We start from the raw sequence: 19,471 nt of genomic DNA on the forward strand, positions 1-19,471 counted from the left end.
GAGCACGAGCGGACGATCGCTCATCGCTGGAAAAGATCCGGACGGCTCGCCAGCCTCCGGCTGGCGACGTAGGCGGCTGCAAGCATCGCGGCGACGATCGTGCCGAGAAGGATGAGGATCTCGGTCCAAGGGATGACGAGGACCAGACCTGCCACGCCGGATTCGGTGAGCACGAGCGCACCGATGCGTCGCCTGGTCCAACCCATGGCCGAGCGGAGGCCGAGTTCGCGCAACCGCTGGTGAACAGAGAGCATCAGCGTGTTCGCGACCGCCATCACCCCGCGCATGATGATCTGGGCGTCGGCATCTTGAGCGGTGCCCGCGGGCGCGACGCCGATCTCCTTGGCGAGGTCCTCGCCCACCCACACCACCTGCGAGGTCTCGGTCTTCGACAACAGGTCCGCCGACGGCCCCGCTACCGTCCGTGTGCCGGTGGCTCTCAGGCCGCCCGGGTCCGCCACGATCACCGGGGCCGTGGACTCGTTGACGGGAGTCGAGCGGCTCACCGGGGCGGAGTCGAGCCAGATCGAGAACTCCCCGATGCTGGCGACCGCCAGCGTGATCCCCGAGATCATGCCGATGGTGTGGCCTGGCCGCTGGATGAGCGATGCAGCGGCGTCAGCCGCGAGCCCGGTTGACTCCGCCACCTATGACATCGCGGGGAGACGCCCAAATCTGTCGCCGCTGGCCCGTAGTTCAAGGCTATGGCTCGAGCCTCGGTCGGAGTCGGATGCTGCTGGTGAGGACGGCGATGAGACAACCAGCCCAGAACGCTGCAATCAATGCCGAGACCTGTGCCCAGGGAACCTGGAGGACGTATTGACCACCGGCTGTCCGACTGAAGATCCACAGCGGAACGAGCGCGGTCAACAAGGCCCCGGCGGTGCCTGCCAGCATCAGGGTCGCGTGCTGGATCAGGAGCACGCTCCTTCCCCAGCGAGGCGGTAGCCCGATCGCCAGCAGCCGTCCAAATTGGCGGCGAAGCGTCGCGACGCCGGATCCCGTGGCAGCAACGAGCACCAGCGCCGCCAGTGCCGTCAAGCCAATGGTCGTGGCAACCAAGGCAGCGGGTGTCAGGGGAGGCCGAGGATCAGAGAAGACGAGCACGGTTCGCGGGTCGACTCCTGCTGCCACGAGCTCGCGCCGAGCAGTCGCAACCTGCTGCTCACTGAGGCCGGCATACAGGTGTGGACCTTCCTGCATGGGAAGCTTGAGTGCATCCGCTCCGGTGGTGAGCATCAGTCCACCGGCGGAGCTCAGCCAGTCGAGTGCCGGCCTGTGAAGCGCGACGCCGGGGACCATCGCCCGACGTTCGGTGTCGGTGACGGTGATGGGGTACGACTGCGGTGGCCCGTCGTCGTCAGCCAGGACCAACACGCCGCCGGCGGAGAGGGCAGTCGCGGCTGCCCCCGGGAGAGATCTGCCCAGCAGCGTCTCGACATCCTCCACACTCGGGACCGTGAAGATCTCACCACTCGCTCCCGCCACATTGGCGAAGTGGCCCGATGGGCCACCTGGCCGGAAGTCGGTGAGCACACGCACGTCGATGTCGGTGGCTGATGCCAGGGTGGTGTTGACCACCGCTGCTCTGGTCGACTGACTCGGAGGGAGGAAGTCGACCTGCCGGTCCACGAGCATCAGCTGTCCCGGCAGCACCTCGGGTCGCGCATCGTCGGCGACGGCGGCGCGGAGCATCGCCAGTAGGACGACGAATCCCACGGCACCGCCCATCAGCGCGGAGAGCGCAGCCACCGTGAAGCACGAGCGGACCCACTGGGTGGTGATGAGGCGACCCGCCAGCCGACCACGGGCGCCGTGGCCAGCAAGGAGACGACGGCTCGCGGCCAGTAGCTCCGCAGAGAGCAGCATGATCAACACCAGGCACGCCCCGGAGAGCCACATGGCCGCGATCCCGTCGTCGACCAGACGCAGGCACCACAGCGCCCCGGCCGCCATTGCCACTGCGGCCACTTGGCGGACATCTGTGAGATTGATCGTCAGCCGACGTGTTGACGCTCCGGCATCCGCTGTCGTATTCGCGGTGGCCGCGATCTGACCCGCGCCTCCGACGCTCGGTGTTCGGAAGACGAGCAAGGGCAGGATGGAGACGGCTACCAGCACTCCCAGCAGGATTCGTGCCGTCACCGGGAGAACGTCGAGGTCAAGTGCGAGGGGGTGGTCGGCGACGCGGGCGAGCAGCGGCTTGGTCGCCGTGAAGATCAAGATGCCAACGCCGCACCCCCCCAGCGCGGCAATGAGCAGGGGAAGGGCGAGCGCAGCGATCAGGCCCGCCTGCGCCGGTCGCGGCGTGACCCCGAGACGGATGAGGAGCTCCGCTCGTCTGCGAAGCGAGGGCCGACGCAGCGAACCCACCAGTGCCGTGGCCAACACGGGCGTGATGAATGACGGAAGAGTGTAGCCGGCCGGCACGAGTTCGATCCAGGAGCGGGGCACCGCAGCCGATGCCTCGTCTGCAGTGAGGACCGACCGCCGGAACTGTCGCTCGAGCCGGGCCGGGCTCTGCCTGTCCGCACCGAGGGCGGCGAGGGTGTTGCCGAGCCCGGCGGCCACCACACCGACGGGCGGCCCGCTCCACAGGACGACGGGGTCTGCCTCGGTCAACTGGTAGCGCTCGACGACAGCTGGGTCGAGGGACTCCCAGGTGCCTGGACCGAGGAGGTACGTCGGTCGATGCCTTGCCGGGAACAGGTCTTCGACTTCCCCGACGACGTCGAGTTGTAGGTCGCCACCGAGAGCCTGGCGTGTCGAGCCAGGGATCGCCGCGGTCTCGCCCGCGATCGCAACCTCTCGGGGGCCGGTGGGCCAGCGCCCGGCGACCAGTCGATACCGGTCCGGCAGGGGCTCGGCGTTCCAACGTCCCTCCAGTGCTACGGCATGGGTGTCCAAGCCGACGGTCAGGTTCTGGATCGAGAGGAACACGAAGGATCTGCTGACGCCCACATCGGCGAGCGCGGCCTCGATGGGCTCCAACGAGGCCCTCCCCGGAGAGGCTGCCACCACGCCGAAGCCGCCGTGGTAGTCGTAGGGGCCGAAGTCCCGATCTCGAATCTGGGTGGCGTTGAGGGTCAGTGCCGTTAGGGCACAGTAGAGCCACACCAGGCACAACGATGTGGCGGCGACCGGCCAGCACGCCTGCCAGCCGGTGCGATCGCGGGCGAACCTCCTGGTGTAGGTCATGACCTGCCGAGTCGCCCTGACGGTCTTCATCACTGAGCTCACGAGCGGTCAGGGGTCAGATCGTCGGCGGGCGCGGACAGCCGACCATCGACCATGACCCGGTGGGACGTCGCATAGTCCCTGCAGATCGGGTCGTGTGAGGCGACGATTGCTGCCACGCCGTGCGAGCAGAGGTCAGAGACCAGTTGGAACAGGCTTCGGGAGTTCTTCGAGTCCAGGGCCCCGGTCGGCTCGTCGGCGAGCAGGATCTCCCGCCCTCCGACAACACCACGCGCCACGCCTACCCGCTGTCGCTCGCCTCCCGACATCTCCGAAGGGAATCGTTCACTCAGGTCCGCGACGCCCACCTGCTCCAGGACCCGGATCGCCTCGCTCCGGGCGACCTCGGTGGGCACACCCTGGGCCTCCAGCGGCAGGGCGACGTTCTCCCACGCCCTGAACTCCTCGAGCAGGTTGTCGGACTGGAAGACGACGCCGAGGTGCTTCAGCCGTACGCTCGCCGCGAAGCCGACAGTGGCGGCGCCGATCTCGTTGCCCGCGACACAGATGCGGCCGGCGTCAGGTGGCGTGATCCCGGCCAGCAGCCCGAGGAGAGTCGACTTCCCCGAGCCGCTGGCACCCGAGAGGCAGATGAACTCGCCCGGTCGGAGGCTCAGGCTCACTCCGGCGACAGCGGTGACGACGCTGGGCCCGTCTCGAAAGGACTTCGTCAGGCCCTCCGCGACGAGAACGGCGTTCAGCATCCGGTCTTCGTCGTCGCCGACTCCTTGTCGTCGCTGTTCCACGGCGCGACGTCGTCATCGTTGTGGTTGTGCTGCCAGTTGTCGGTGTCGCCGGTCCCGTCGAGGCCGTCATAGCCACACGCGTCGTAGACATCGGAGTTGTTAGCCCATGAGTCCAAGGTGTTGCGGTTGCCCACCGCGAAGTTCCAGAGCGGCTTGTTCTCCTCACGCTCCGAGAACTTGGCTTGGAACCCGTTGTCTTTGTACAGACAGAGCTTTGTGCCGCCGCAGCCTGAGACGTCAGCAGCGAAGGCAGGGGCAGCTCCGACGATGCCGCTGGCGAGCAGACTGATCACAAGAAGTCGCTTCATCCAACTCTCCTCATCACTTGGCGCGTCTCAACGCGGACGCGAACTGGCTTGAAGGTGCACACCTCCAAGGACGATGGATGCCTGATCGGTCCGATGATCGCGGCCGATCCTGCTTCCACCTATGACATCGCGGGGAGACGCCCAAATCTGTCGCTTACCTCAGAGAAAGATTTGAAGTTCTTGTGACGACGTCATGGGTATGGACATCAATCGACGCGGACTCCTTCCCCTGTTTTCCCTCTGGCTGGCGCTCATGTTTTGCCTGGTCACGCCCGTCTGGGCCAGTGCCGACGGGACGCCGTCCTCGGTGGAGCGGGCTATCGCGGCACAGTTGGAGCTGCGGCCCGGCGGCACGGTCATCGGCAATCGAATCGAGTATCCCGACGGCAGTGGGTTCGTCGCCGTCGATGTCGGGGTGCAGTCACTGGGCGAGTGCGGCAGTGGGTGGTTCTGCACCTGGCCGAATGCAAGCTATGTCGGTTCGCTCAGCTACGTCTCCGGTACTGGGCCCAAGACGCTGACGGCATTCGTCGGGTCGTTCTACAACAATCGCAGTGGTACGGCGCGCCTGTTCAACAACGGTGGGAGTGCTTGGACCTGCTACGAGGACGGTGCCATGAAGTCGAGTGTCGCGACGGGCTACCAGAACTCGCCCAAGGTCAGGCTGATGAGCAGCGTCGACTGTTGACGCGGCGCCGGCGTTGGGCTGCCCGATGACTCTCGTTGCGCTAGGTTGCGCGGCAGGAGGGCAGCGAGTGGATCCCGGGGCATTCGAGCAGTTCGTCGTGCTGACGTACACACGGCTGAGATCCCAGGTTGCCAAGCGAGTGCCGGCCGCCGACGTCGACGACGTGCTGCAGGAGACCCTGAAGAGCCTCTGGGAGTCCGACCAGCCGAACCCCACGTCCGACGACGACGTGGATCGGCTGCGGGCCCTTGCCTATCGCCTTGCCGAGCGGCGTATCGCCGACCATTGGCGGACGGCCTCCAAGCGGGAGAGATCCCTCGGGGCCGCGCGGCAGGGCTATGTCGAAGCTGTCACGCCGAGTGCTCTGGACTCCTTGCTCACCCAGACACCTCCAGAGTGGCTCCGCGAGCTGTCCAGTGAGGCATTGGAGGTGCTGACGCGCTACTTGAGAGGCTTCGGCGTCCAGGAGATAGCGAACGAGTTGGGTCTGACTCCCAACGCCGTGAGTCTGCGGCTCAAGCGCATCAGGGAACGGCTGCTGGTGGTGCTGGAGAAGGAGGTGGCCGGTGAGCTCGACTCCTGACGAGGTCCCCGACGACCTCGCCGACCTGCTGCGCCGGTCCGGGGTGAGGGCCGAGCACGTCGAACAGGTCCTCGCCGAGCGGCGTGCCGCCGAGGCGATGGTCGCCCGGGTCACGGCCAACCCGTCCAAGGGCTCGCCGCGCCCTGCCGGACGGACTCGGGCTCGACGGGCTCGGGTGGGCTGGCTTCGTGCCGGTGTCGCGGTGCTGGCGGTGGTGGTGCTGGCCGTCGTACTGGGCTTCGTCGACCTCACAGGTCACCGATCCAACACGGCCAGTGCCGGCCCGACGCCGCCCTTGCCCACCTTCACCGGCGTCGAGCCCGGTGAGCTCCCCGCGCAGGGGCAGCCGGCCGCCGAGGAGTTGGAGCGACTCGCCGCCAAGGCGGCCGCTCAGGATGCTCCGCTCTCGAACGGCCCCGTTCAGCACGTGCGGCAGATCGGCTGGTCGAGCGTCCCCGACGGCCCCAACGGCCCCAACGGCCCCGACGGCATCGCCGGGCAGCCGGGGGTGTTGCTGCCATCCGTGGCCGACACCTACTACTTCCCCGACGGCACCATGCGTCGCGTCGAGTTCGTCGGGAAGCCGCTCGACCAGGACGGACATGTCACCGACCGGCAGGGCACCTGGTCCGACAACCCGCCCCTGGTCGACGAGACCTTCGACGCCAGCGACCCGGGCCCCGGCCATGCGGACCTGCTCGACACCAATTCCCCGTCCGCCCTGGTCATGCAGCTGCTGGGCGAGCCCGATCCGTGCCCCGGCTATCGAGGCGGCTGCCTGCTCCACAACGTGATGGACCTCCACCTTCTCTACGTGCTGAGCCCGGCGCTGCAGGCCAACCTCTGGCGGGCCCTCGCCACCGAGCCCTCGATCACCTACCTCGGCGCCACCCGGGACCGGCTCGGCCGCCCGGCGGTCGCCTTCACCACCGCCGAGAACCGCTACTACCAGATCGTCGCCTACGCCGACCCCAAGACCGGCGCCTGGCTCGGCAGCGAGCGGATCCTGGTCAAGGAGACCGGCGACTACGCCTTCAAGCCCCCCGCCGTTGTCGAGTTCCTCGGCATCGCCGAGTCCGAGTGCATCGCGGCCGCCGACGTCCCGTGAGTGGCTTGGGCTGACACCGCTTAACACGACGGAGACCTCGACGAGAAGGCGGCCGTCACGGCCGCGATCGACGCCGCTTGCCGTGAGGTCGTCCACCGCGACGACCTCGTCCTGCGCTGACGCTACGGACTGACGATCCGAACCTTCGACACGCCGCTCAGCGAGCGACGCAGGCGGTCGTCGTACGTGACGAGTTCTGCGTCCAGGCTTTCTGCCAGAGCGACATAGGTGGCGTCGTAGGGCGTGAGGTTGTCGCGGAGCGACCAGATGCGCGGCAGCAGCTGGTCGGCCGGCCAGCGGATCGCGGGGAAGGTGGTAAGAGTCGCGAGCGCCGCCGTTGCTCTCTCCTCGGTGATCCTCCTCCCGCGAAGCCACCCACGCAGCGTCGAGGTCGTCTCGATGACGGCCAAGTGAGGAATGTGGCGGCCTCCACTGCTTGTCCGCAGATGCCTGTCGACCAGGCTGCCGAGGTCGGAGAACACCACGAGCTCCGCAAGGGCGGATGCGTCGACGACCGTCGTCACTCGCTTGCGACACTCAGCTGCTGGTCGCGCTCAGCGCGCGTCTCGCGAAGGACATCGACGGCGGAGATGCCAGGATCGGACGGGCCGAGGGCGCGCAGACGATCGCTCCACTCCTCATACGTCGGCTGCTCCGCCAGCCGGGTGAGCTCGCCTCGCACATAGTCGGACAGGCTCATGCCCGCGCGTGCCGCGCGGGCCTTGAGGACCGTGCGCAGCTCCTCGGGGACGTCGCGGACCTGGAGCGTGCTCATAGCCCAACGATACATGCATTGTGCATGTGACACGGTGAAGGGGCCGGGTCGTGGTTGGATGACCGCGATGGACGACGAGGAGTTCGAGCGGCTCTACGGCCCGTGGCGGCCACCCTCGCCCGTCGGCGTCGCCGACCTGCTCGGCGACTTCGCGGGGCCGTGGTGGATCGCGGGCGGCTGGGCGATCGAGGCCCGCACCGGCGTACGCCGCCCGCACGAGGACGTCGACGTCGCCATCTTCTGGCGGGACCTGCCGCTGCTGCGCACGGCCCTCGCCGGCCGCTACCACCTGTGGTCGGCCGGGTCGGGCGCGCTGCGCCCCGTCAACGACGACTTCCCCGACCTGGCGCCCGGCGCCGAGCAGGTCTGGGTGCGCGAGCACGCCCGGGCGCCGTGGCTGCTCGACGTCCTGCTCACCCCTGACGCCGACGGCGACTGGGTCAACAAGCGCGACCCCGAGCACCACGCCCCGCTCGAGGAGGTCACCAGTGTCATCGATGGCATCCGTTACCTCGACCTCGAGATCGTGCTGCTCTTCAAGGCCAGGCTCGCCCGCCCCAAGGACGACGCCGACCTGGCGGCGGCGCTGCCGCTGCTGAGGCCGGCGGAGGTGCGCCGGCTGGCCGAGACGATCGCCCGGCAGGCGCCGGACCATCCCTGGCTCGCGAGGCTGGGCTCGGCGGCGTCCTGACACCTGTCGGCCGGCGTACTCGATGCCGGGGCCGACCGGGAGGCCGACCGGGTGCTCTCGGCAGCCAGGTGAACATCCGTCGAACTTCATTGCCGGCACCTTCCCGAGTCACAGGCCGGAGCGCCACGCTCGCCATGTGACTACCGAGACCCTCGTCCTGGTGCTGGTCGTGGTGACCGCCCTCGGGTTCGACTTCACCAACGGCTTCCACGACACCGGCAATGCGATGGCGACCTCGATCGCCACCGGTGCGCTGCGGCCCAAGGTGGCCGTCGCGCTCTCCGCCGTGCTCAACCTGGTCGGCGCGTTCCTGTCGGTCGCGGTCGCGCTCACCGTGACCAACGCCGTCGTGAAGACCTTCGACGCCGAGGCGTCCTCGGCCTCCCAGGCGCTGACCGTGGACGGCGACGGGCTGCTCTCGATCGTGCTCGCCGGCCTGATCGGCGGCATCGTCTGGAACCTCCTCACCTGGCTGCTCGGCCTGCCGTCGAGTTCCTCCCACGCCCTGTTCGGCGGCCTCATCGGCGCCACCATCACCAGCCTCGGCTGGAACGGCGTCAACTGGGTCGGCGACGGCACCAAGCTCGACGGCGTCGTCGGCAAGGTGTTGCTGCCCGCCGTCGCCGCGCCGGTGGTCGCCGCGATCGTGGCGGGCGTCGGCACCTGGATGATCTATCGCATCACCGTGGGCGTCGCCGAGCGGTTCACCAACTCCGGCTTCCGCTGGGGCCAGATCGGCACCGCCTCGCTGGTCTCGCTGGCGCACGGCACCAACGATGCCCAGAAGACCATGGGGGTGATCACCCTGGCCCTGATCGCGACCGGGGACTGGGACCACACCGACGCCATCCCGCTGTGGGTCAAGGTGGTCTGTGCCCTCGCCATCGCGCTGGGCACCTACCTGGGCGGCTGGCGGATCATCCGCACCCTCGGCAAGGGCCTGGTCGAGATCGAGTCGCCACAGGGCGTCGCCGCCGAGGCCTCCTCGGCGGCGGTCATCCTGGCCTCCAGTCACCTCGGCTTCGCGCTCTCCACCACCCACGTCGCCACCGGTTCGATTCTCGGGACCGGTCTGGGTCGGCCCGGCGCGGCGGTGCGCTGGGGTGTCGCCGGCCGGATGGTCACCGCCTGGCTGCTCACCCTCCCGGCCGCCGGCATCGTCGGTGGCCTGATGTGGGTCATCGGCCACCTGTTCGGCCTCGGCGGCGGCTCGGTCGTGGAGTTCGTCATCCTGGTGGCGCTGGCCGGCTACCTGTTCTGGCACTCCCGCAAGCAGCCGGTCGGTGCCCACAATGTCAACGACGAATGGGAGTCGTCGCAGGCTCCGGAGCTGGAGGTGGCCCGATGAGCGAGCGAACAATCCAAGACAGCGTGCGTCGAGCCTCATCGGCGCCCGGAGCGAAGCGAGGACGTCGATGAGCGGGTTTGGTCACGATCTGCAGTTCGCCGGCGAGGCGATCTGGAAGGTGCTGCTCGTCAGCCTGGTGCTCGGCGCCGGGCTCCCGGCGGTCTTCGCACTGGGCATCCGCTCGCTCGCCTCGGGCACCGGCGGCGACGCCGAGGTCGACCACGCGCCGGGCAATCCGGCCGGCAAGATCCTCGCCGCGATCCTCTTCCTGATCGTCGCCTACGGCATCGTCAGCGGCATCCTGTTTGTGGTCGCCTCCGGCCAGGGCAAGGTGCTCGACTTCTCGACGGTGATCCCGACCTTCGCCGAGCCGAGCAACTGATGGCCGCGCCGATCGCCCGCATCCTGGAGTGGCTCAAGTCCGGCTACCCGGACGGCATCCCGCCGACCGACTACCCGCCGGTGCTCGGCGTGCTGCACCGCAATCTCACCGACGCGGACATCGAGGCCATCGCCGACGAGCTGGCCGTGGCCTCGATCGGCAATGGCGTCGAGCCGATCACCGCCGACGACGTACGCCGGATGGTGCGCGAGCAGGTCTTCCAGAGCTGCACCCCCGACGATCTCCGCCGGGTCTCGGCGACCCTCGCGCTGGGCGGCTGGCCGCTCGCCGCCGACCTCACCTGATTCGCCGAGAGGTCCCTTTTCGCCCCTCGAGAGGTCCTAGATCGCCCTCCGAGAGGTCTCTGACTGTCCGTACGAAGGTCAATCGGAGACCTCTCGGAGGGCGAAAAGAGACCCTTCGTGGGGCAATCAGGGACCTCTCGGCGGAGGTTGTCAGTTGCCCACCGGGTCGATGCTCCGCCGCACGACGAGCGAACGCGAGGTGGCGCCCTTTCCGCTTGCCCAGCCCGGCGCCGTACCCTTGACGGAGCATGACAACGCCGACCGTCTACCTCGACCACGCCGCGACCACCCCGATGGTCCCCGCGGCGATCGAGGCCATGACGACCCAGCTGCGTGAGACCGGCAACGCCTCCGCGCTGCACGCCTCGGGTCGCCGCGCCCGCCGGGTGGTGGAGGAGTCCCGCGAGACGATCGCCCAGGCGCTGGACTGCCGGCCCGGCGAGGTCGTCTTCACCGCGGGCGGCACCGAGGCCGACAACCTGGCCCTCAAGGGCGTCTTCTGGGCCCGCCGCGCCGAGGACCCGCGCCGGGTACGGGTGCTGGCCACCGCCGTCGAGCACCACGCCGTGCTCGACCCGCTGCACTGGCTCGGCGAGCGCGAGGATGCCGTCGTGGAGCTGCTGCCGGTCGACGGCGACGGGCGGCTGCGCGTCGAGGCGCTGCGGGAGTCGGTTGAGCGCGACCCCGGCTCGGTCGCGCTGGTCTCGGTGATGTGGGCCAATAACGAGGTCGGCACCCTCCAGCCGGTCGCCGAGGTGGTCGAGATCGCGGTGGCGCACGGCATCCCGGTCCACACCGATGCTGTCCAGGCGGTTGGCGCGGTGCCGGTCTCGTTCGCCGCCGCCGGCGTCGACGCGCTCTCGCTCACCGGACACAAGCTCGGCGGCCCGCTGGGCGTCGGCGCGCTGATCGCCCGCAAGGAGCTGCCGGTCGCGGCGCTGGTGCACGGCGGCGGGCAGGAGCGCGACATCCGCAGCGGCACCTTCGATGCGCCGGCGATCGCCGGGTTCGCCGCCGCGGTCGAGCTGGCGGTCAAGGAGCAGACGGAGTACGCCGCCCGGGTCGGCGCGCTGCGCGACGAGCTGATCGGCGGCGTACTCTCGGCGGTGCCGACGGCGGTGCTCAACGGACATCCCACCGAGCGGCTGCCCGGCAATGCCCACTTCTCCTTCCCCGGCTGCGAGGGCGACTCGCTGCTGATGCTGCTCGACGCTCGCGGCGTGGAGTGCTCCACCGGCTCGGCCTGCTCGGCAGGCGTGCCGCAGCCGTCGCATGTGCTGCTGGCGATGGGCCGCGACGAGCGGATGGCGCGATCCTCGCTCCGCTTCTCGCTCGGCCACACCTCCACCAAGGCCGACATCGAGGCGCTGGTCGCAGCGATCGGACCCTGCGTCCAGCGCGCCCAGGCGGCAGGCCTGCGATGACCCCGACTCGGCAGAAGTGCTGGCCTGGGAAGCGCCGAGTCGGCAGAAGTGCTGGCCTGGGAAGCGCCGAGTCGGCAGAAGTGCAGGTCGCGGACCTGCACTTGCGCCGACTCGAGCCCTCTCACACCAGCACTTCTGCCGACTCGCGCCCTGTGGGACCTGCACTTCTGCCGACTCGGCGGGGTGGGGGGTGGCGACGGTGAGAGTCCTGGCCGCCATGTCGGGCGGCGTCGACTCCGCGGTCGCCGCGGCGCGGGCTGCCGAGGCCGGACACGACGTGACCGGCGTACACCTCGCGCTCTCGCGCAACCCCGCCTCCTACCGCTCCGGCGCCCGCGGCTGCTGCACCATCGAGGACAGCAACGACGCCCGCCGGGCCGCCGACGTCATCGGCATCCCGTTCTACGTCTGGGACCTCTCCGAGAGGTTCCACGAGGACGTCGTCGAGGACTTCATGGCGGAGTACGCCGCCGGCCGCACCCCCAACCCATGCCTGCGCTGCAACGAGAAGATCAAGTTCGCCGCAGTGCTCGACCGGGCGCTCGCGCTGGGCTTCGACGCGGTCGCCACCGGCCACTACGCGGTGCTGAAGCCCGGCCCCGACGGGGTCGAGCTGCACCGCTCTGCCGACGCCGCCAAGGACCAGTCCTACGTGCTTGGCGTCCTGACCCAGGACCAGCTGGCCCATTCGCTCTTCCCGCTCGGCGACACCCCCAAGCCGCTGGTGCGGGAGGAGGCCGCCCGCCGCGGGCTGCTGGTGGCCGACAAGCCCGACTCCCACGACATCTGCTTCGTCGCCGACGGGGACAACGCCGGCTGGCTGCGCGAGAAGCTGGGCGACCGGCTCCCCAACACCGGCGGCGCCATCGTCGACGAGGACGGCGCCGAGCTCGGCCACCACGACGGCACCGTGGGCTTCACCATCGGGCAGCGCCGTGGCCTGAGACTGGGTCGCCCGGCGCCGGACGGGAAGCCCCGCTTCGTGCTCGACATCGAGCCGGTCTCCGGCACCGTCACGGTCGGTCCTCGCGAGCATCTCGCGGTCGACCACATCACCGGCATCCGGCCGCGCTGGTCCGGCGCCGCGCCGGGCCGCCTCGAGGGCACCGTCCAGCTGCGCGCCCACGGCGCCGAGCACCGCGCCGTCGTCACGGTGACCGGCGACGAGGTCGAGATCGAGCTGCTCGACCCCGCCTTCGGCATCGCCCCCGGACAGGCGGCGGTCGTCTACGACGGCACGAGGGTGGTCGGCTCGGCCACCATCGCCGCCACCCGACGTGCGGCCGTCACCGCATGACCGTCGCGACCGGGGTCGGCTCGCTACCGGGCACCGACTACGCCGAGGCCGTCAAGCTGGTGCTCGGCGAGCTGCCCGACCTGCCGCACGTCCCCGAGCTGCCCGCACGTGGCGCCATCGCCTCGATGGTCGGGCGGACCTTGGCGCTGCTGCCGCTGGACGCCGATCTGCAGCCGGCCGGCTGGCGACTGACCGGCTCGGCGGGCTCCCCGGCGATCGACCAGCGCCGGGCACGCTCGCTGCTGGCCCAGGACCTCGACGTCGTCGAGGAGACCGCCGATGGCTATGGGGGCGTCTTCAAGCTCCAGGTCACCGGTCCGTTCACCCTCGCTGCCACCGTCGAGCGGCCTCGTGGCGACAAGCTGCTCGCCGACCACGGCGCCCGCCGTGAGCTGGCCCAGGCGCTGGCCGAGGGGTTGAGCGACCACGTCAAGGACGTACGACGGCGGGTGGCGGCCACCCGGCTGATCGTGCAGCTCGACGAGCCCGCGCTGTCCGCCGTGCTCGCCGGCCGGGTGCCGACGGCATCGGGCTACGGCCGGCACCGCAGCGTGGACCTTCCGGAGGCCAGCGACCTGCTGCGCACGGTGATCGACGCAGTCGACGGCGAGGTCTGGGTGCACTCCTGCGCCCCCGACACCCCGCTCGGCCTGCTCCGTGGCGCCGGCGCGACCGGGCTCTCGGTCGACCTGGCCATGCTGAAAGCGAAGGATCACGACGATCTCGCCGAGGCGCTGGAGGCGGGCGCGAGCGTCGCTCTGGGCGTCGTACCGACTCTCGAGCCGGCGCGACGCGAGACCGACAAGGAGGTCACCGAGCGGGTGCTGCGCTGGTTCGACCTGCTCGGGCTCGACCCGGAGCGGGCCGGCGAGCAGCTGGTGCTGACCCCCGCCTGCGGGCTGGCCGGCACCAGCGGCGGATATGCGAAGGCCGCGCTCGCCCTGGTGCGGACGAGCGCGGCCTCGCTGGGGTGATCAGCCCACGTGGACGGCCTCGGGGCCGTCGGTCGCCAGCTCCTCGTGCTTGACGTTGAGGAAGAGCCAGATCACCAGCGAGGCGACCAGCATCATCCCCGAGCCCACCATGAACGCGTGGACGGCGCCGTCGGTGAACGTGGCATAGAACGTCGAGCCCGCCAGGTAGGTCTGGTCGCTGCCCGGCACCAGGGCGTTGGGGTCGATGCCGGCCTGCTGCAGTCCCTGCACCAGTTGGGGAGCGGTCTCGGCCGCCCGGTCGTGCGTGAAGTGCAGCGCCACCGTCGAGAGGGTGGCGAGGCCGAGCGCGCCGCCGACCTGCTGCATGGTGTTGAGCACGCCCGAGCCGACGCCGGAGTCGTGGCTCTCCAGGTGGTGCACCGCGGTGAGCGTCAGCGTGACGAAGGTCAGCCCCATGCCGAACGACATGACCACGACCCACGGGAAGATGTGCGCCCAGTAGTTGAGGTCGGCGCCCGGCGTCGAGCCGCCGGCGAGCGCCTGCAGCACCCCGGCGGGGCTGTCGTCGACGTCGAGCCGCGAGAACATGAACAGCGCCAGTGTCGCCAGCAGCGTGCCGACGCCGGCGAGGTATCGCGGGTTGATCCGGCTGACCAGGTTGGAGGCCAGCGTGGCGCCCGCGACGATGCCGAGCGAGAACGGTAGGAACGCGAAGCCGGCGCGCAGCGGCGAGTAGCCCACGATCTGCTGGATGAACAGGCTCAGGAAGTAGAACATCGCGAACATCGCCGCCGGGGCGACCATGAAGGCGATGAAGCTGACCGCCCGGGTCCGGTTGAGGAAGACCCGGATCGGCAGCAGCGGGTGCTCGACGCGGGACTCGACGAAGACGAAGACGGCGAGGAGTACGACGCCCGCCACCAGCGCGACGATGGTCTGCGTCGCGCCCCAGCCGTAGGCCTCCTCGCCGGCGCGGGAGAGGCCGAAGACGATGCCCAGCAGCCCGAGCGTGCCGGTGATGGCACCGGGGATGTCGAGCTCGCCGGTGTGGCGCTCCGACTCCGCGAGCAGCCGTGGCGCGGCGAACGCGGCGGCCAGGCCGATCGGCACATTGATCAGGAAGGTGAGCCGCCAGCCGTCGACGTCGATGCCGAGGAAGGAGTCCAGGCCGGTGAGCCAGCCGCCCAGGATCAGGCCGACGGCGGCGCCGGCACCCGACATCATGGCGTAGACGGCGAACGCACGGTTGCGCTGCGGTCCCGCCGGGAACGTCGTGGTGATCAGCGCGAGCGCGGCGGGAGAGGCCAGCGCGGCGCCGAAGCCTTGGAGGCCCCGGGCGGCGAGCAGCAGCCCCTCGTTGGTGGCCAGGCCGCCGAGCAGCGAGGCGACCGCGAAGGTCGCCAGACCGAGAGCGAAGACCCGGCGCCGGCCGTAGAGGTCGCCGAGCCGGCCGCCGAGCAGCAGCAGACCACCGAAGGCCAGTGCGTAGCCGGTGACGATCCAGGTCAGGTTGGCCTCGGAGATGTCGAGATCCCGGCCGATATAGGGAAGCGCGATGTTGGCGATGGTGGCGTCGAGGACGACCATCAGCTGCGCGATCGAGATGAGGACGAGTGCCCAGCCGAGACGGCGGTGGCCGTCGGCTGTCTCCTCGCGCTCAGCGTTCTGCAGGGAAGTCATTCAGAGTCCTTTGTGAGGTGATCGGTTGCCGCAGGGGTCACGGCGGGGAGGATGACCTGGTCGATGACGCGTGCGACCAGGTCGGGTGTCGGCAGGTCGCCGAGCAGGAACTGGCGGTGGAGCACGATGCCGGGCAGCGCCGGAATCAGGACGTCGAAGTCGATGTCGTCGCGGACCTCGCCCCGAGCGAGGGCGCGCTCGAAGATGACGCGGGCGATCTCGGACTTCGGGCCGATGAACTCCCGCCGGAAGGCCTCGGCGAAGTCGGCGTCGCGCGCGATGGCGGTGACGACGCTGCCGAGGATGGCGACCTGGTGGGCGTCGGTGAGCCCACCGTGGCCGCAGAACGTGGCGAGCAGGTCGCCACGCAGGGAGCCGGTGTCGTGGTCGCCGACCTCCTCCTTCTGGGAGAGGAGGGCGTCGATCACCAGGTTGGCCTTACCGGCCCAACGGCGGTAGAGCGTCGCCTTCGACGCTCGCGCCCGAGTCGCGACGGCATCCATGGTCAGCCGGTCGTAGCCGACCTCGGCCATGACCTTCAGCGCGGTCTCGAGGATCTGCTGCTCGCGGTCGCCTTCGACGCGCGGGCGGTGGATCGCGTGGTGGAGCTTGCTGATCACGGGATGCCCTTCGACAAGATGAAACGAAACGGTTTCGTTTCATCGAACCGATGAGACAGGCTGATTCATCCCGACCCGAGAAGATTCCCGAGCCGGTCTAGACCAGTTCCTGTCCGTCGTACCGAAAGCCTCTCGCGAGGCGCGGACAGCTTCGGTCCGCTGTCAGTCGAGCATCGCTCGCAGGGCGGCGTTCTCGGCCTCGAGGTGGAGCACCAGCTCGATGCCGGCCAGATTGAGCCCGGCCGCGAGCAGCTCGGTGATGCGGCGCAGTCGGTCGATGTCGGCCTGGCTGTAGCGCCGGGTCCCACCCGCCGTACGGAGCGGTGCGACCAGGCCGCGGCGCTCGTAGACGCGCAGGTTCTGGATCGCGGTGCCGGCGAGCTCGGCGGCCACCGAGATGGCGAAGACGGCATGTCCTCGGTCGGTCATCTCTTGCCTCCGATCGATCTGAGTGATATAGGAAATATATAGCAGCCGTTAAAGGTTGTTCCGTTGAAGACATCGTCTCCCTGGAGGTGAACACCATGTTGATGCGTACCGACCCGTTCCGTGACTTCGACCGCCTGGCCCAGCAGCTGCTCGGCAGCGGCACGACCTCCCGTCCCGCCATCATGCCGATGGACGCCTGGCGAGAGGGCGACCACTTCGTTGTCGAGTTCGATCTGCCCGGCGTCGCTCCGGACACCCTCGACATCGACGTCGAGCGCAACGTGCTGACCGTGAAGGCCGAGCGCCCGGCCCGCAGCGGCGACTGGGAGCCGTTGGCGAGCGAGCGGCCCAAGGGCCTGTTCAGCCGGCAGCTCGTGCTCGGGGACAACCTCGATCTCGACCGTGTCGACGCCCACTACGACGCCGGGGTTCTGCGGCTCACCATCCCGGTGGCGGAGAAGGCCAAGCCGCGCAAGATCGGCATCCGTACCGGCGTCGGCGAGGTCGACGCCGCCGAGACGCCGGAGGCCATCACCGCCTGACACGGTGACGGCGGCCCGGCGCGCCAGCAGACGAGCCGGGCCGCCGTCACAACGGGCAAGATAGGACCGTGCCCGACCAGACCGACGTACGTGCCCGCCACCACGAGCTGACGCAGGTGATCGAGGAGGCGCGCGCCCGCTACTACGGCGAGGACTCGCCCGCCCTCTCCGACGCGGAGTACGACGCCCTGTGGCGTGAGCTCGTCGCCCTGGAGGAGGCCAACCCGGAGCTGGTGACCCCCGAGTCGCCCACCCAGACCGTGGGCGGCCAGGCCACCAGCGGCTTCGCCTCGGCCGATCACCTGGTCCGGATGGAGTCCCTCGACAACGCCTTCACCCTCGAGGAGGTGGCGTCGTGGCATCAGCGGGTCGTGACCGACTCCGGCACCTCGCCCGAGTTGCTGTGCGAGGTGAAGGTCGACGGGCTGGCGATCAACCTGCTCTATCGCGACGGGGCGCTGGTGCGGGCGCTGACCCGCGGCGACGGGACCACCGGCGAGGACGTCACCGCCAACGTCAAGACGATCGCCTCGATCCCGCACCGGCTGACCGCCACCGAGGAGCTCCCGGTGCCGGCCCTGGTCGAGGTGCGCGGCGAGGTCTACCTGCCCGAGTCGGTCTTCGAGGAGATCAACGCCGCGCAGGCCGCAGCCGGCAAGGCGCTCTACGCCAACGCCCGCAACACCGCCGCCGGGTCGCTGCGGCAGAAGGATCCCGAGGTCACCCGCTCCCGGCGGCTCTCGATGGTCTGCCATGGCATCGGCGCCCGCGAGGGCTTCGAACCCGAGTCGCAGTCCCACGCCTATCAGGCGCTCGCGGCCTGGGGGCTGCCGACGGCCGGCACCGTCAAGGTCGTCCCCGACCTGGCCGGCGTGACCGACTACATCGACTACTTCCTCGAGCACCGCCACGACCGGTCGGTCCTCGCCCACGAGATCGACGGCGTGGTGATCAAGGTCGACGCCATCGCGTTGCAGCGCTCGCTGGGCTCCACCTCGCGGGCACCGCGCTGGGCGATCGCCTACAAGTACCCCCCCGAGGAGGTGCATACCCGGCTGCTCTCGATCGAGATCGGCATCGGGCGCACCGGCCGGGCCACGCCGTACGCCGTCATGGAGCCGGCCCGCGTCGCCGGCTCGACGGTGCGGCAGGCGACGCTGCACAACCAGGAGGTCGTCAAGGCCAAGGGGGTGCGCATCGGCGACGTCGTGGTGCTGCGCAAGGCCGGCGACGTCATCCCGGAGATCCTCGGCCCCGTGCCGAGCGCCGCGGCCGACGGCTACCCGCGCAGCGACTTCGTGATGCCCGAGCGGTGCCCCGAGTGCGGTACGCCGCTGCGGCCGATGAAGGAGGGCGACATCGACCTGCGCTGTCCCAACGCCCGCTCCTGCCCGGCCCAGGTGCGTGGCCGGGTCGAGCACATCGGCTCGCGCGGCGGGCTCGACGTCGAGGCGCTCGGCGAGGTGACCGCGGCCGCGCTGACCCAGCCGGAGGTGCCGGAGGTGCCGCCGCTGGAGACCGAGGCCGGGCTCTTCGACCTCACCCTCGAGCAGCTGATGCCGATCGAGGTGATCGTCCGCGACGTCGAGACCGGGATGCCCAAGGTCGACGACAGCGGTGAGGCGAGGCGGCGTACGCCGTTCCGGAAGAGGGTCACCTACACCAAGGCGCGCCGCGCCGAGGCCGAGGCGGCCGGCGAGGAGCTGCCGGTGTGGGAGCCGACGGCGCAGGCGACCAAGCTGCTCGACGAGCTGGAGAAGGCCAAGGCCAAGGAGCTGTGGCGCAAGCTGGTCTCGCTCAACATCCGCCATGTCGGACCGGTCGCCGCTCGCGCCCTGGCGAGCTGGTTCGGCTCGGTGGCGGCGATCCGGGAGGCGAGCCCCGAGGAGCTCGCCGCCGTGGATGGCGTGGGGCCGGTGATCGGTGCCGAGGTGATCGCCTGGTTCGAGGTCGACTGGCATCGCGACATCGTCGCGGCCTGGGAGCGGGCCGGCGTCGAGCTCGCCATTCCCGGCCACCCGGGCCCCGCTGCGATGGCCGAGCAGGCCGCGGCCGGACAGGTCGACGCCGGCCCGCTGGCCGGGCTGACGATCGTCGTCACCGGCTCGCTGGAGGGCTACTCGCGCGATGGGGCCAAGGAGGCGATCATCGCCGCCGGCGGCAAGGCCGCCGGCTCGGTCTCGAAGAGGACGTCCTATGTCGTGCTGGGGGACAACGCCGGCGCCAAGGCCGCCAAGGCCGAGGAGCTGGGGGTGCGGATCCTCGACGAGGAGGAGTTCACCCAGCTGCTGGAGGGCGGCCCGGAGGCTGTGGAGGCGCCCCCGCATGGGTCGGGGAAGCGTGGCGTGTGAGGCGCACCAGGCGCGCCTCACA

General features: G+C 70.0%; 21 protein-coding genes. 12 read left to right on the forward strand and 9 right to left on the reverse strand.

Annotation, left to right across the window (positions count from 1 at the left end; all coding sequences use genetic code 11):
• Positions 1-20: 20 nt before the first annotated feature.
• From QM595_RS07130 to QM595_RS07145, 4 genes are all read right to left on the reverse strand, one after another.
• The gene (locus QM595_RS07130; RefSeq protein ID WP_415170843.1) at positions 21-506 is read right to left on the reverse strand and encodes an ABC transporter permease; all 486 of its coding nucleotides are present in this window, start codon (positions 504-506) and stop codon (positions 21-23) included.
• A 196-nt stretch (positions 507-702) separates the two neighbouring features.
• The gene (locus tag QM595_RS07135; protein ID WP_415170844.1) at positions 703-3,198 is read right to left on the reverse strand and encodes a hypothetical protein; all 2,496 of its coding nucleotides are present in this window, start codon (positions 3,196-3,198) and stop codon (positions 703-705) included.
• 38 nt (positions 3,199-3,236) lie between these two features.
• Positions 3,237-3,941 carry an ABC transporter ATP-binding protein gene (locus QM595_RS07140; RefSeq protein WP_415170845.1) on the reverse strand — a complete coding sequence of 235 codons (705 nt, stop codon included), beginning with the start codon at positions 3,939-3,941 and terminating at the stop codon, positions 3,237-3,239.
• On the reverse strand, positions 3,935-4,291 hold the full coding sequence (locus QM595_RS07145; protein ID WP_415170846.1) for a hypothetical protein: 357 nt from the start codon (positions 4,289-4,291) through the stop codon (positions 3,935-3,937). Before QM595_RS07145 ends, QM595_RS07140 begins: the two co-directional genes overlap by 7 nt.
• Before the next feature lie 193 nt (positions 4,292-4,484).
• On the opposite strand from QM595_RS07145, the gene QM595_RS07150 reads away from it, so the two are divergent.
• The 3 genes from QM595_RS07150 to QM595_RS07160 all read left to right on the forward strand — a co-directional run bounded on the left by QM595_RS07150 (position 4,485) and on the right by QM595_RS07160 (position 6,670).
• Positions 4,485-4,979 (forward strand): peptidase inhibitor family I36 protein, encoded by a 495-nt coding sequence (locus tag QM595_RS07150; RefSeq protein ID WP_415170847.1) that lies wholly within the window; start codon positions 4,485-4,487, stop codon positions 4,977-4,979.
• Positions 4,980-5,046: 67 nt separating this feature from the next.
• A complete protein-coding gene (locus QM595_RS07155; protein WP_415170848.1) occupies positions 5,047-5,562 on the forward strand; it encodes an RNA polymerase sigma factor in 516 nt (171 codons plus the stop codon).
• Positions 5,546-6,670: a hypothetical protein gene (locus QM595_RS07160; RefSeq protein WP_415170849.1), complete on the forward strand. Its 1,125-nt coding sequence runs from the start codon at positions 5,546-5,548 to the stop codon at positions 6,668-6,670. The genes QM595_RS07155 and QM595_RS07160 overlap by 17 nt, the downstream gene beginning before the upstream one ends.
• Positions 6,671-6,792: 122 nt before the next feature.
• Here QM595_RS07160 and QM595_RS07165 read toward each other — a convergent pair whose 3' ends face one another.
• On the reverse strand, positions 6,793-7,194 hold the full coding sequence (locus tag QM595_RS07165; protein ID WP_415170850.1) for a type II toxin-antitoxin system VapC family toxin: 402 nt from the start codon (positions 7,192-7,194) through the stop codon (positions 6,793-6,795).
• The gene (locus QM595_RS07170) at positions 7,191-7,445 is read right to left on the reverse strand and encodes a FitA-like ribbon-helix-helix domain-containing protein (protein ID WP_415170851.1); all 255 of its coding nucleotides are present in this window, start codon (positions 7,443-7,445) and stop codon (positions 7,191-7,193) included. The genes QM595_RS07165 and QM595_RS07170 overlap by 4 nt, the downstream gene beginning before the upstream one ends.
• A 67-nt stretch (positions 7,446-7,512) precedes the next feature.
• Here QM595_RS07170 and QM595_RS07175 point away from each other — a divergent pair, with 67 nt between their 5' ends.
• The 7 genes from QM595_RS07175 (at position 7,513) to QM595_RS07205 (ending at position 13,866) form a co-directional block, all read left to right on the forward strand.
• The gene (locus QM595_RS07175; RefSeq protein ID WP_415170852.1) at positions 7,513-8,136 is read left to right on the forward strand and encodes a nucleotidyltransferase domain-containing protein; all 624 of its coding nucleotides are present in this window, start codon (positions 7,513-7,515) and stop codon (positions 8,134-8,136) included.
• 136 nt (positions 8,137-8,272) lie between these two features.
• The gene (locus tag QM595_RS07180) at positions 8,273-9,484 is read left to right on the forward strand and encodes an inorganic phosphate transporter (protein ID WP_415170853.1); all 1,212 of its coding nucleotides are present in this window, start codon (positions 8,273-8,275) and stop codon (positions 9,482-9,484) included.
• 67 nt (positions 9,485-9,551) lie between these two features.
• Positions 9,552-9,866, forward strand: coding sequence for a hypothetical protein (locus QM595_RS07185; protein ID WP_415170854.1), 315 nt, complete (start codon positions 9,552-9,554; stop codon positions 9,864-9,866).
• The gene (locus QM595_RS07190) at positions 9,866-10,171 is read left to right on the forward strand and encodes a DUF3349 domain-containing protein (RefSeq protein ID WP_415170855.1); all 306 of its coding nucleotides are present in this window, start codon (positions 9,866-9,868) and stop codon (positions 10,169-10,171) included. Before QM595_RS07185 ends, QM595_RS07190 begins: the two co-directional genes overlap by 1 nt.
• A 248-nt stretch (positions 10,172-10,419) precedes the next feature.
• On the forward strand, positions 10,420-11,595 hold the full coding sequence (locus tag QM595_RS07195; RefSeq protein ID WP_415170856.1) for a cysteine desulfurase family protein: 1,176 nt from the start codon (positions 10,420-10,422) through the stop codon (positions 11,593-11,595).
• Between the two features lie 199 nt (positions 11,596-11,794).
• Entirely contained in the window at positions 11,795-12,892 is a 1,098-nt protein-coding gene (gene mnmA / locus QM595_RS07200) for a tRNA 2-thiouridine(34) synthase MnmA (protein WP_415170857.1), read from the forward strand.
• Positions 12,889-13,866 carry a methionine synthase gene (locus QM595_RS07205; protein ID WP_415170858.1) on the forward strand — a complete coding sequence of 326 codons (978 nt, stop codon included), beginning with the start codon at positions 12,889-12,891 and terminating at the stop codon, positions 13,864-13,866. Before mnmA ends, QM595_RS07205 begins: the two co-directional genes overlap by 4 nt.
• On the opposite strand, the gene QM595_RS07210 is transcribed toward QM595_RS07205, so the two are convergent.
• From QM595_RS07210 to QM595_RS07220, 3 genes are all read right to left on the reverse strand, one after another.
• The gene (locus QM595_RS07210) at positions 13,867-15,507 is read right to left on the reverse strand and encodes an MFS transporter (protein WP_415170859.1); all 1,641 of its coding nucleotides are present in this window, start codon (positions 15,505-15,507) and stop codon (positions 13,867-13,869) included.
• Positions 15,504-16,127 (reverse strand): TetR/AcrR family transcriptional regulator, encoded by a 624-nt coding sequence (locus QM595_RS07215; protein WP_415170860.1) that lies wholly within the window; start codon positions 16,125-16,127, stop codon positions 15,504-15,506. The genes QM595_RS07210 and QM595_RS07215 overlap by 4 nt, the downstream gene beginning before the upstream one ends.
• A 162-nt stretch (positions 16,128-16,289) precedes the next feature.
• On the reverse strand, positions 16,290-16,556 hold the full coding sequence (locus tag QM595_RS07220) for a MerR family transcriptional regulator (protein ID WP_415170861.1): 267 nt from the start codon (positions 16,554-16,556) through the stop codon (positions 16,290-16,292).
• A 95-nt stretch (positions 16,557-16,651) separates the two neighbouring features.
• On the opposite strand from QM595_RS07220, the gene QM595_RS07225 reads away from it, so the two are divergent.
• Together QM595_RS07225 and ligA are read left to right on the forward strand one after the other, a co-directional pair.
• Positions 16,652-17,098 carry an Hsp20/alpha crystallin family protein gene (locus QM595_RS07225; RefSeq protein WP_415170862.1) on the forward strand — a complete coding sequence of 149 codons (447 nt, stop codon included), beginning with the start codon at positions 16,652-16,654 and terminating at the stop codon, positions 17,096-17,098.
• 68 nt (positions 17,099-17,166) lie between these two features.
• The gene (gene ligA, locus QM595_RS07230; protein ID WP_415170863.1) at positions 17,167-19,449 is read left to right on the forward strand and encodes an NAD-dependent DNA ligase LigA; all 2,283 of its coding nucleotides are present in this window, start codon (positions 17,167-17,169) and stop codon (positions 19,447-19,449) included.
• Positions 19,450-19,471: the final 22 nt, after the last annotated feature.

This window comes from Nocardioides sp., from assembly GCF_047607185.1.
Classification (GTDB): domain Bacteria; phylum Actinomycetota; class Actinomycetes; order Propionibacteriales; family Nocardioidaceae; genus Nocardioides.